The 12,032-nt window shown below is 61.5% G+C and carries 12 protein-coding genes; 5 read left to right on the top strand and 7 right to left on the bottom strand.

Annotation, left to right across the window (positions count from 1 at the left end; all coding sequences use genetic code 11):
• Window positions 1-7 precede the first annotated feature (7 nt).
• The 3 genes from BBG20_RS08860 (at window position 8) to gcvH (ending at window position 3,299) form a co-directional block, all read left to right on the top strand.
• Entirely contained in the window at window positions 8-1,624 is a 1,617-nt protein-coding gene (locus BBG20_RS08860; RefSeq protein WP_065902334.1) for an ABC transporter permease, read from the top strand.
• Window positions 1,625-1,780: 156 nt separating this feature from the next.
• Entirely contained in the window at window positions 1,781-2,863 is a 1,083-nt protein-coding gene (gcvT, locus tag BBG20_RS08855) for a glycine cleavage system aminomethyltransferase GcvT (protein WP_065902332.1), read from the top strand.
• Between the two features lie 52 nt (window positions 2,864-2,915).
• Complete coding sequence (gcvH, locus tag BBG20_RS08850) at window positions 2,916-3,299, top strand: glycine cleavage system protein GcvH (RefSeq protein ID WP_065902330.1); 384 nt, start codon at window positions 2,916-2,918, stop codon at window positions 3,297-3,299.
• A 102-nt stretch (window positions 3,300-3,401) separates the two neighbouring features.
• Here gcvH and BBG20_RS08845 read toward each other — a convergent pair whose 3' ends face one another.
• From BBG20_RS08845 to BBG20_RS08820, 6 genes are all read right to left on the bottom strand, one after another.
• Window positions 3,402-4,544: a DegT/DnrJ/EryC1/StrS family aminotransferase gene (locus tag BBG20_RS08845; RefSeq protein WP_065902328.1), complete on the bottom strand. Its 1,143-nt coding sequence runs from the start codon at window positions 4,542-4,544 to the stop codon at window positions 3,402-3,404.
• 163 nt (window positions 4,545-4,707) lie between these two features.
• Window positions 4,708-5,022 (bottom strand): DUF2388 domain-containing protein, encoded by a 315-nt coding sequence (locus tag BBG20_RS08840; RefSeq protein WP_003176799.1) that lies wholly within the window; start codon window positions 5,020-5,022, stop codon window positions 4,708-4,710.
• A gap of 69 nt (window positions 5,023-5,091) precedes the next feature.
• A complete protein-coding gene (locus tag BBG20_RS08835; protein ID WP_065902326.1) occupies window positions 5,092-5,538 on the bottom strand; it encodes an NfeD family protein in 447 nt (148 codons plus the stop codon).
• Between the two features lie 10 nt (window positions 5,539-5,548).
• A complete protein-coding gene (locus tag BBG20_RS08830) occupies window positions 5,549-6,469 on the bottom strand; it encodes an SPFH domain-containing protein (protein WP_065902324.1) in 921 nt (306 codons plus the stop codon).
• A gap of 77 nt (window positions 6,470-6,546) precedes the next feature.
• Window positions 6,547-8,226 (bottom strand): GspE/PulE family protein, encoded by a 1,680-nt coding sequence (locus BBG20_RS08825; RefSeq protein ID WP_065902322.1) that lies wholly within the window; start codon window positions 8,224-8,226, stop codon window positions 6,547-6,549.
• 83 nt (window positions 8,227-8,309) lie between these two features.
• A complete protein-coding gene (locus BBG20_RS08820; protein WP_065902320.1) occupies window positions 8,310-8,648 on the bottom strand; it encodes a hypothetical protein in 339 nt (112 codons plus the stop codon).
• Window positions 8,649-8,775: 127 nt separating this feature from the next.
• Between BBG20_RS08820 and BBG20_RS08815 the strand changes: the two genes are divergently transcribed.
• Window positions 8,776-9,246, top strand: a complete 471-nt coding sequence (locus BBG20_RS08815; protein ID WP_065902318.1) for an Lrp/AsnC family transcriptional regulator — start codon at window positions 8,776-8,778, stop codon at window positions 9,244-9,246.
• Window positions 9,247-9,329: 83 nt separating this feature from the next.
• On the opposite strand, the gene BBG20_RS08810 is transcribed toward BBG20_RS08815, so the two are convergent.
• Entirely contained in the window at window positions 9,330-10,697 is a 1,368-nt protein-coding gene (locus BBG20_RS08810) for a CYTH domain-containing protein (protein ID WP_065902316.1), read from the bottom strand.
• Between the two features lie 158 nt (window positions 10,698-10,855).
• Here BBG20_RS08810 and argE point away from each other — a divergent pair, with 158 nt between their 5' ends.
• Complete coding sequence (argE, locus tag BBG20_RS08805; RefSeq protein WP_065902314.1) at window positions 10,856-12,004, top strand: acetylornithine deacetylase; 1,149 nt, start codon at window positions 10,856-10,858, stop codon at window positions 12,002-12,004.
• The last annotated feature ends 28 nt before the right edge of the window (window positions 12,005-12,032 follow it).

The following is a 12,032-nucleotide window of genomic DNA, read 5'->3' as shown; positions in this document are numbered from 1 at the left end:
CTTCTCCTTGGCCCACCCCGCCCAACGCCGCTGGTACCTGCCGGTCTTCACCGTCGCTGCCCTGGTGCTGCTGCCGCTGAGCGTACTGTTGCTGTCCTGGCAAAGCATCGATGCGCAAATCTGGTCCCATCTGTGGGAAACCCAGATGCCTCGCCTCTTGGGCAACACCCTGACCCTGGTGCTGGGCGTTGGCATTGGCGTCACCCTGTTGGGCGTGAGCCTGGCCTGGCTGACCAGCCTCTGCGAATTCCCCGGCAGGCGCTGGCTGGATTGGGCGTTGATGCTGCCCTTCGCTATTCCGGCCTATGTGCTTGCGTTTGTGTTCGTCGGCTTGCTGGACTTCGCCGGCCCGGTGCAAACCCTTCTGCGCGAATGGTTTGGCACCGGCTTGCGCCTGCCGCGAGTTCGATCAACCAGCGGCGTGATCATTGTGTTGGTGCTGGTGTTCTATCCCTACGTGTACCTGCTGGCGCGCACCGCGTTTCTGGCCCAGGGAAAAGGCCTGATGGAAGCCGCGCGGGTGTTGGGGCAATCGCCCTGGCAAGCGTTCTGGCGTGTCGCTTTGCCCATGGCGCGGCCGGCGATTGGCGCGGGTGTGGCGCTGGCATTGATGGAGACCCTGGCGGATTTCGGCGCGGTCTCGGTGTTCAACTTCGACACCTTCACCACCGCCATCTACAAGACTTGGTACGGCTTTTTCAGTCTGTCCAGCGCAGCCCAGCTGGCCAGCCTGTTGCTGTTGGTGGTGATGCTGGTGCTGTATGGCGAGCGGCGCGCACGGGGCGCCAGCCGCCCAGGCAATGAACGACCACGGGGTAAAGCCCTGTATCACTTGCGAGGGTTCAAGGCGGTCGCGGCCAGCAGTTGGTGTGGCCTGGTGTTTGCCTGTGCCTTTGTGATTCCGATGCTGCAACTGGTCGCCTGGTTCTGGCAGCGTGGCCGCTTCGACCTGGATGAACGTTATTCAGGCCTGATCGTGCATACCCTCTACCTGGGCGGCATCGCGGCACTGATCACCGTCAGCGTGGCGTTGCTGTTGGCGTTCGCCAACCGCCTGGCGCCGACCCGGGCCATTCGCTCCGGCATCAGCCTGGCCAACGTCGGCTACGCCCTGCCGGGCTCGGTGCTGGCTGTGTCGATCATGCTGGCGTTCAGTTACCTGGACCGTGAGCTGGTGGTGCCGCTGTCGGCATGGCTCGGCGGCGCGGGCAAGCCCTTGCTGTTGGGTAGCCTGTCGGCGCTGGTGCTGGCGTATCTGGTGCGTTTCCTGGCGGTGGCCTATGGTCCGCTGGAAAACAGCCTGGCACGCATCCGCCCGTCCCTGCCGGAGGCGGCGCGCAGTCTCGGGGTGAGTGGTCCACGACTGTTTTGCAAAGTGTATCTGCCGCTGTTGCTGCCCGGGACATTGAGCGCGGCGCTGCTGGTATTTGTCGATGTGCTCAAGGAAATGCCCGCAACCCTGCTGATGCGGCCTTTTGGCTGGGACACCCTGGCCGTGCGGATTTTCGAAATGACCAGCGAAGGGGAGTGGGCGCGGGCGTCATTACCGGCCTTGACCCTGGTGTTGGTGGGCTTGCTGCCGGTGATCGGGCTGATCCGACGCTCTGCCCGGCAAATCGGTTAGGTGCCAGTCCTACGGCTTGAGGCTACAATGCGCGGCATTCGGTGCGGTCCGTCTTTCGGATCGAGTCGCTGTGCGTGGCTGCAGGCCTTGTAAATCAAGGTGTCCAGCGCGGACGGCAACGCTGCGCACCTTCGCCACGCCCGGAAGGAGAAACCCATGGGACAGCGTACGCCTCTGTATGACCTGCATCTCGCCCTAGGCGCGAAAATGGTCGATTTTGGCGGTTGGGATATGCCTCTGCACTACGGCTCGCAAGTTGAAGAACACCATCAGGTGCGACGCGACTGCGGGGTGTTTGATGTATCTCATATGACCGTGATCGATGTCACCGGCCCCCAGGCCAAGGAATGGCTCCAGCACCTGCTGGCCAATGATGTCGATCGTTTGCATGGCTGCGGCCGTGCGCTCTACAGCGCCATGCTCAATGAGCAGGGCGGAGTAGTGGACGACATGATCGTCTACCGTACCGAAACCGGCTACCGCCTGGTGGTCAATGCTGCCACCCGCGACCAGGACATGGCCTGGATGCAGGCGCAGTTGGGCAGCTACGCGGTGCAGCTGCATGAGCGCCCCGAGTTGGCCATGCTGGCCATTCAAGGCCCGCACGCCCGGCAGAAGATCGCCGAACTGGTGACCCAGGTGCGCGCCACCCTGATCCACCAGCTCAAGCCCTTCGAAGGCCAGGCCGATGGCGACTGGTTTATCGCCCGCACCGGTTATACCGGTGAAGACGGCCTGGAAATTGTGCTGCCTGCCGATCAGGCCCCGGGCTTCTTCAATGACCTGGTGGGTGCCGGTATTTCACCCATCGGCCTTGGCGCCCGCGATACGCTGCGCCTGGAGGCCGGCATGAACCTGTACGGCCAGGATATCCACCAGGACGTTTCGCCGCTGGCGGCCAACATGGCCTGGAGCATTGCCTGGGAGCCGGCCGAACGCGAGTTCATCGGGCGCGCCGCGCTGGAAGCTGAACTGGCGGCGGGTGTGCAGTTCAAACTGGTCGGGCTGGTGCTTGAAGAACGCGGGGTTTTACGCGCTCATCAGGTGGTTCGTATCGCCAATGTTGGCGAAGGAGAGATCACCAGTGGTAGTTTCTCTCCTACGCTGAGCAAATCCATTGCCCTGGCGCGTGTACCGACGGCGACAGCCGATCGGGCCGAAGTGGAAATCCGCGGCAAGTGGTACCCGGTTCGAGTGGTCAAGCCGACCTTCGTGCGCCATGGCAAAACCCTGATCTAACTATTTCCGGCAGGCCAATGGCCGCTGACATTACTTCTTGAGGACACAGATTATGAGCGATATCCCTGCCGACCTGCGTTTTGCTGAAAGTCACGAATGGGCCCGTCTGGAAGCTGACGGCACGGTGACTGTCGGTATTTCCGACCACGCTCAGGAAGCGCTGGGGGACGTGGTGTTTGTTGAGCTGGCCGAGGTTGGCGCCCAGTTTGGCGCGACTGATCAGGCGGGTGTGGTGGAGTCGGTCAAGGCCGCTTCGGATATCTATGCCCCGGTGGCAGGCGAAGTGATTGCCGTCAACGAAGAGCTGAGTGGTAGCCCTGAGCTGCTGAACTCTGACCCGTATGGCGCGTGGATCTTCAAGCTCAAGCCAAGCAACCCGGCTGACCTGGAAAAACTGCTGGACGCCGCCGGCTACAAAGCTGCCATCGGCGAGTAAACCATGTAGGCGCTGGCTTGCCTGCGATGCGGGCACCTCGGTGTATCAGTGATACCCAGGTGATGCAGTCGCAGGCAAGCCAGCTCTCACAGTCGATTGTGACTAGCCGGCTTGCAGCACTGCCTTGACGGCTGCCACCGAACGCTCCACATCTGCCTCTGTCATCGCCGTAAACATCGGCAACGACACGATCAAACGTCCCACACGCTCGGCTACCGGAAACATGCCTTCCTTGAATCCCTGCGCCCGATACAGGCTCAGCAGGTGGATCGGCGGGTAGTGATAGCCAATGCCGACGCCATGGGCTTGCATCTGCTCCATGAAGGTGGCGCGGGCGGGCAGGCCGTCCTGACGCTCCGGCAGCACCAGCTGGAACAGGTGCCAGTTACTGTTCTCGAAGTCCGCCGGCGGCAATTGCGCGCCATACTTTTCCTCGAAGTCGCTGCCAAAGCACTTGAAGTAGTGTCGCGCCAGATTCTGGCGATGGGCGGTGATCTTCTCGATATGCGCGAACTGCCCCAAGCCGATGGCGGCGGCGATATCGGTCATGTTGAACTTGCCGCCCAGCACATCCACATCCAGGCCGTCGAAACCCGTGCGGGTGACGCCCTGCAGGCGATATTTTTCTGCCAGGCGCGCTTCTTCAGCGTTATTCAGCACCAGGCAACCGCCCTCGGAGGAGGTGATGTTCTTGTTGGCCTGGAAGCTGAACGACACGAAGTCACCCGTGGCCCCAATGCGCTCGCCATCCCAGCTGGACCCCAGCGCCTGGGCCGCGTCTTCAATGATGCGCAAGTTGTACTTGTTAGCCAGGGCATAGAGCATCGGCATATCCAGCGGCAGACCGGCGAGGTACACCGGGATGATCGCCTTGGTACGCGGGGTAATCGCTGCTTCGACCTGGGCCAGGTCGATATTGCGAGTGACCGGGTCGATGTCGGCGAACACCGGCGTGGCGCCCACTTCCAGGATCACGTTGGCCGTGGCAACCCAGGAGATCGGCGTGGTGATGACTTCATCACCTGGGCCGATGCCCGCGATGCGCAGGGCTATCTCCATGGTGCAGGTGCCCGAGTTGAACGTACGCACCGGGCGACCGCCAAAGTATTCCGACAGCTGCGCCTCGAATGCCTGCACTTTTGGCCCGCTGGTGATCCAGCCCGAGCGCAATACATCGCCCACCGCCGAGATGGTGGCTTCATCGATGGTGGGTTTGGAAAATGGCAGAAAAGGCTGTTGGCTCATGACGACGAAGGCATCCGTTTCAGATTGGCGATGAGTAGGCAAGGTATCAGTACCGGCATGGTTGCACGGCTAGACTGAATATAGCCTGTCATCCGTGAATGAATCGTCGTGTCACGGGCAAAAAAATGCCGCTTTATCAGCGGCATTCTTCAGGGAGTGAAAATCACTCGGTGACAGCGTTTTTCGCGAGGATGGCGTTGGCCAGCTCCATGTCCGTGGCCTGCAGGCCAGGGTTATCGGCGCGGACTTTCTGCATCGCAGCTTCCAGGTATGGGCCACGGATGCCGCCGTCGCTGGCAACAAAGCTGCCGGCGTCGTCTTGTGCGGCGACCACCAGCTTGTGGTCCTTGAAAGTCAGGTACGTCGAGCCGGTGGTGGCGCCCGACGAGATGACATTGCGCCAGAAGCTGTCGGCCATGGCTGAACCGACAGGGAGGGAAAGCACAGCAAGGGTTGCGACAGCATATTTGAGACGCATGATGGGTGACTCCGGGTGGGTTATCTGTACTTTATGATTGTAGTAAGCCCAGCCGAGTTCCATCACTGACTAAACAGTTTCAACCTTCAATACGGCACCTTCCCGACCAATTACCCGTACGTGAGCGCCTACAGGGCTGTCGGGACCGGTGACCATCCACACGCCATCGCCGACTTTTACCTTGCCGCGACCCTCGACAATTGCCTGATGCACCACAAAGGTGCGCCCCACCAGCTCGGAGCCACGTTCGTTCAGCCCTGGTTGGTCACTGACCTTGGCGCTGCTGCGCTGGCGTTTCCACCAATACACCGCCGTGAGGATCGACAATACGGCGAACAGCAGCAGTTGCCATTCCAGTCCCAAGGGCGGGACCAGGAACTTGATCACGCCGACTGCGGCTGCTGCGATGCCCATCCACAGCAGGTAGCCACCAGCGCCGAACACTTCGAGTATCAACAGCACGGTGCCGAGCGCCAGCCAATCCCAGAATGACAAATTCAGCAGGAAATCCCACATGGCGATGGCCTCAGCCTTTCTTGCTGTCGAACGTTGCCTTGACGATCTCACCGATACCGCCGACCGCGCCGATTACTTGGCTGGCTTCCAGCGGCATCAGGATGACCTTGCTGTTGTTGGCCGAAGCCAGCTTGCCCAGGGCGTCGATGTATTTTTGCGCGACGAAGTAGTTGACCGCCTGCACGTTGCCCGATGCGATCGCCTCCGACACCACCTGGGTGGCGCGCGCTTCGGCTTCGGCCTGGCGCTCACGGGCCTCGGACTCAAGGAAGGCCGCCTGACGGCTACCTTCGGCTTCGAGGATCTGCGCCTGCTTCTTGCCTTCGGCGGTCAGGATCGCCGATGCCCGCAGGCCTTCGGCCTCGAGGATTTGTGCACGCTTGATCCGCTCGGCTTTCATCTGGCCGGACATGGCAGCCATCAGGTCGGCGGGCGGGCTGATGTCCTTGATCTCGATACGGGTGATCTTGATACCCCAGGGGGCGGTGGCTTCATCCACGGTTTTCAGCAGTTTTTCGTTGATGCCGTCACGCTGGCTGAGCATCGCATCCAGCTCCATCGAGCCGAGCACCGTACGGATATTGGTTTGCAGCAGGTTGCGGATGGCGTGCTCGAGGTTGTTGACCTCGTAGGCGGCCTGGGCGGTATTGACCACCTGGAAGAAGCACACGGCGTCGATCTGCACGGTGGCGTTGTCGGCGGTGATCACTTCCTGCGGCGGGATATCCAGCACGCTTTCCATCACGTTGATCTTGCGACCGATGCGGTCCATGACCGGGATGATGATGTTCAGGCCGGGCTTGAGGGTGTTGGTGTAGCGGCCGAAGCGCTCGACCGTCCACTGGTAGCCTTGGGGCACTACCTTGAAACCCATGAAGAGGATGGCGACGGCCAACCCCACGAAAAGAAGCAGTACGGTTCCGATCTGCATAGCGATTCCTTATCTAAGAATGTCAGTAAAGCGACAGCCGGCCGATTGTAACGGGGTTGTCACCGATAAAGACGCTTTCACCGCGCAACCAGCAAAGGATTTGTTACCGAATCCCCAGGCGTTACCCGTAATACTTCCGCGAGCGAGGTGAGCCCCGCCTTTACCTTGTGCATGCCGGCCATGCGCAAGCTGCACATGCCCTGGGCAATGGCCGCCTGACGCAGGGCGTGCACATCGGCGCCGGGCGTGATCAGGGCCTTGAGGTGTTCAGTCATGACCATCACCTCGTAGACCCCGGCACGGCCGCGGTAGCCGCTGTGTCGGCACTCAACGCAACCGCTGGCCTCGTGGGTGTCATCCATGGCGCGCTTGCAGTGAGGGCATAACAGGCGCACCAGGCGCTGTGCCATGACTCCCAGTAGCGTAGCCTTGATCAAATAATGAGCAATTCCCAGTTCCTGCAGGCGGCTGATGGCACCCGGTGCATCGTTGGTATGCAAAGTCGACAGCACGAGATGTCCGGTCAGCGCAGCCTGGATCGCCATTTCTGCGGTTTCCTGGTCGCGAATCTCGCCGATCATGATGATGTCCGGGTCCTGGCGCAGCAGGGCGCGGATGCCGCTGGCGAAGGTCAGGCCGATGCTGTGCTGCACCTGCATCTGGTTGAACGAAGGCTCAACCATCTCGATCGGGTCTTCCACGGTGCACAGGTTGACCTCGCGGGTCGCCAGTTGCTTGAGCGTGGTGTAAAGGGTGCTGGTCTTGCCTGAGCCGGTCGGCCCGGTCACCAGGATGATGCCATTGGCCTGGCGGGTCATGGCCTGCCAGCGTTGCTGGTCGTCGCTGGAAAGGCCCAATTGGTCAAAATCCCTGAGCAGCACCTGCGGGTCGAAAATCCGCATCACCAGTTTCTCGCCAAACGCGGTGGGCAAGGTCGAGAGGCGCAGCTCAACTTCTGCACCTGTCGGGCTCTTGGTCTTGATCCGACCGTCCTGGGGTTTGCGTTTGTCCGCGACGTTCATGCGGCCCAGGCTTTTCAAGCGGCTGACCACCGCCATCGTGACCTGGGGCGCAAACTGATAAACGTCGTGCAATAGCCCGTCGATGCGAAAGCGCACCCGGCCCTGGTCGCGGCACGGTTCGACATGGATATCACTGGCCCGTTGGCCGAATGCGTACTGCAACAGCCAGTCGACGATATTGACGATATGCGCGTCATTGGCATCTGCCTCCTGGTCACTGGCACCGAGGTTGAGCAGGTCTGCAGTGCCGGGCGTCGCGACCTTTTGCTCTGCGCCACTGACGGACTTCGCCAACCGATAAAACTCGCCGATGCAGCGTTGGATCTCTTGCGGGTTGGCCACCCTGCGCTGGATCGAGCGCTTGAGCACTTGGGCAAGTCCGGCTTCCCAGCTGGTGATATAGGGCTGGGCGCTGGCGACCGTGACGGTCTGCGCATCCACCGCGACCGCCAGGATGGCGTGGCGTTGGGCGAAGGCGTAGGACATCAGCGGCACAATCGTCGCCACGTCGATCTTCAGCGGGTCGATGCGCAGATACGCTTGGCCGACATGCTCGGCCAGCCACTGGGTCAGGGTTTCCAGGCAGGGGCCTTCGGCAGCGATGCATTCCAGTGGATGCCGGCTGTGACTGGCCGGCAGGGTCGCCAACCGTTGCGCCACCTCGGGTGTGACCAGCCCATCGTCGACCAATGCCGGCAGCAGTTGATGCAGTTCCAATCGACGGTCAAGGGGCATGCGGGTTTCCTGGCTGGCAGCGGATGTAAGCTACACGCTAGCCAGCGCCTGGATATCTTCCTCCCCGCGTGTATTGCAGCCTTTTACCGAATCGCTGCCACCAGCGCCTGAGCCCCTACGCAGTCGGCTTGGTCCACGTGCAGCGAGCACACGCTGATCAGGTTTCGAATCTTTTCACCGATCACTTGGGCGCGGTGCCAGCTCAAGCCATCCATCATGATTTCGATGTACAGCAGGTCTGCCTCGCGGTTCACCGACACCCGCGCGGGGGTGAGGAACTGCAGGGCGAAATAGTTGAGTACCCGGCACACCACATCGGGTTCAGCCTCGGCAACGATCTGATAATGCGCCTGGCAATGGGCGCTGCTGACGGCCCATGCATCGACGCGGGTGGCAGGGTGGGTGGTTTCGACGGCGTGCATGCTGACTCTCCAGATTCGACTGGAGAAATTTTTACATTCGCCACCGGAGATTTCTTATCTAAGATGGGCGCAATTGACGATTAAAAAACTCAATCAATTCAAGATAAGCATCAGAACAGGTATTTTTATGCACAGCGAATTGGACGCCTACGACCGCCGCATCCTGGCCCTGCTGCAAGAGGATGCCTCGCTTTCCAGCGCGCAGATCGCCGAGCAGGTCGGCCTGTCCCAGTCGCCGTGCTGGCGGCGTATCCAGCGGCTCAAGGAGGAGGGCGTGATCCGTGGCCAGGTCACCCTGCTGGATCGCAAGAAGATCGGCCTCAACACGCAGATTTTCGCCGAGATCAAACTCAACGCCCACGGGCGGTCCAACTTCACGGAGTTCACCGAGGCGATTCGCGGGTTTCCGGAAGTGCTGGAGTGCTATGTGCTGATGGGGGCGGTGGATTTTCTGTTGCGCATCGTGACGGCGGATATTGAGGCGTACGAGCGGTTTTTCTTCGAAAAGCTGTCGATGGTGCCGGGGATCCAGGAGGTCAACTCGATTGTCGCGTTATCCGAGATCAAGTCGACCACCAGCCTGCCGGTCCTGCGCTGACCGAGCCGGCCGCATCGCGGCCAAGCCCGGCTCCCACAGGGGAATGCATGCCAATGCAGGCGCCGGCTTGCTGGCGATAGCGCTTACAGACGCAGCAGGGTCTTCCACGCGCGGTTCTGATACACCGCAATCGCCTGGTGCATGCGCGCATCCAGCGATTCATCGGTGATCGGCTGGTTGGCCAGTTGCACCAGCTTGTTCAGCTCACCGTACAGACGGTCCAGTTCCGGAATGTCCACCACCTGGCGGGCATGATGCAGCCAGGCCTGGATGCGTTCGATACGCGGCAGTTGCTCGGCGAGGTCCTCCGGTTGCTGCTGGTAGCGCGGCAGTTGCAGGGCGACGGCATCGTCGGCGAGCAGGCGCGGCAGCCAGTTGGTGATTTGCGCGGCGCCCTGGCGGTTGCCGCGCACATTGCGATCGGCCGTCCAGGCTCGCGCCAGCAGCCAGCGCGAAGCGTTCAGTGAGAACAGGCCCCAGCGCACGTCGTCCAATTCTTCGATGAACTGCTCCGGCGCGGCTTTGCGAATGTCTTCATCGTCGTCACCGGCCTGCACCAGCGGGCGCCAGTCTTCCAGCAGGGCATCCAATGCGCTGCGCAGTTCGCTGGTGGATTGACGCGGTGCGGCCTGGCCGAGGCTGCCGATCAGGGCACGCAGTTCGCCGAGGTTGTCGACCCAGTCCTGCAACAGGCGCCAGTGGCCATTGAAACGGTATTGCTCGGCCAGGCGCTGGCTGCTGCCCAACAGGTGCCACATGATCGCGGCGAATGCGTCATCCAACGGCATTTCGGCGTGCAACTGCGGCGCTGGCAGGCTCAGGGAGTAGCTGCTGGCGTCGTACAGGCGGTAGCCGCGCTCGGCCTTGCTGATGTCGCACGGCATCAGTGCGAGGGTGGCGGCCAACTCGGCGGCCAGTTCCAGCAGGGCCGCCGGTTCGCCTTCGCGCAGTTCCAGTTCCAGCTCGCAGATTTCTTCTTTCTGCTTGCCGACCACCACGTGTCCGAGGTCCAGGGCCGCTTCGATCACGACTTTGGCCTTGCCTCGGCCCCAGGCGATTTCGGCGCGCTCACGCACGAAGTCAGTGGTGAAGATTGGCTTGAGGGTCTTTTTATCCAGCTCGGCCAGTTGCTCGGGCCAGCAGTCGCCGTCGAGCTTCTTCACGTCGAGCTTGGCTTTGGGCAATTCCCAGTTGTACTCGTTACGTTCCGACAAACCGGCGACGCTCTGGCCACGGGTCTTGAGGGTCTGGATCACGTCGTCACCGTCCTTGCGCAGGCGCAGCGCGACCTTGGCCTGGGCCAGGTCGCGTTCGGGGGTGTCGAAGTACTGGTTCATCAACTCACGGCGTTCCCAGCCACTTTTGTTGCGTTTTTTCAGTAGCGGGTGCTCACGCAGCGCGGCGAGTGTTTCGCGGCTGACGCGGAGCTTGATTTCGGTTTCTTTCTGCATGGCCGGAAAATCCAGGATCGGGAGCGCAGCCGGGGAAAAGAGTGGCTGCCAAGGCCGTGCAGTGTACAGGACTGAGCCCGGCAACGCGCCGCAACGGTTTATTGTGTCGTGCAGATGGCTCTATAGTGGGGCTCATCCGGGAAGTTGAGAGGCTGCGCATGCCATTACCGTCCATGAAAGAGCAGTTCGCCGCGCTGATTGCCGCGCCTTCGGTCAGTTGTACCCAAGCGTCTCTCGACCAGACCAACCGACCGGTCATCGATTTGCTCGCAGGTTGGCTGGGCGACCTGGGTTTCGCCATCGACATCCAGCAGGTCAGCCCCGGCAAATTCAACCTGCTCGCCAGCTTCGGCAGTGGCCCCGGCGGCCTGGTGCTGGCCGGCCATAGCGATACCGTTCCGTATGACGCTGCGTTGTGGAAGACCGATCCGCTCAAGCTGACGGAAGTCGACGGCCGCTGGGTAGGACTGGGCAGCTGCGACATGAAGGGTTTTTTCGCGCTGGCGATTGAGGCCGTGTTGCCGTTGCTCGATCAGCCGTTCAAGCAGCCGTTGCTGATCCTGGCCACCTGTGATGAAGAAAGCTCCATGTCCGGCGCCCGCGCGCTGGCCGAGGCAGGTCGCCCGTTGGGCCGTGCGGCGGTGATCGGCGAGCCTACCGGCCTCAAGCCGATCCGCCTGCACAAAGGTGTGATGATGGAACGCATCGACATCCTCGGCCAAAGCGGCCATTCGTCGGATCCGAGCCTTGGCCACAGTGCCCTGGAGGCCATGCATGACGCCATCGGCGAACTGCGCGGCCTGCGCCTGGCCTGGCAGCGCGAATACCGCAACCCGCAATTCAGCGTACCGCAGCCGACCATGAACTTCGGCTGCATTCATGGTGGCGACAACCCCAACCGTATCTGCGGCCAGTGCTCCCTGGAATTCGACCTGCGGCCATTGCCCGGCATGGACCCGCAGGTGCTGCGCGCCGCGATCCGGCAGAAGCTCGAACCCTTGGCCGAGCGCCACAAGGTCAAGATCGACTATGCGCCGTTGTTCCCCGAAGTGCCGCCGTTCGAGCAAGCCGAAGACGCCGAGTTGGTGCGGGTTGCGGAACGATTGACCGGTCATCGTGCCGAAGCAGTAGCGTTCGGCACGGAAGCGCCTTATCTTCAGCGCCTTGGTTGTGAAACCCTGGTGCTCGGCCCTGGCGATATCGCCTGCGCCCACCAGCCGGGCGAGTACCTCGAAATGTCACGCTTGACGCCTACAGTGCGTCTATTGCGTGAATTGATCGAACATTACTGCCTGAAACCTGCATAAATTAACCCTTGCCTGTTCGTACATAGAA

This window comes from Pseudomonas aylmerensis, from assembly GCF_001702265.1.
Lineage (GTDB): Bacteria > Pseudomonadota > Gammaproteobacteria > Pseudomonadales > Pseudomonadaceae > Aquipseudomonas > Aquipseudomonas aylmerensis.
The sequence above is the reverse complement of the archived record's forward strand: the minus strand, read 5'-3'. Positions and strand labels throughout refer to the sequence as shown.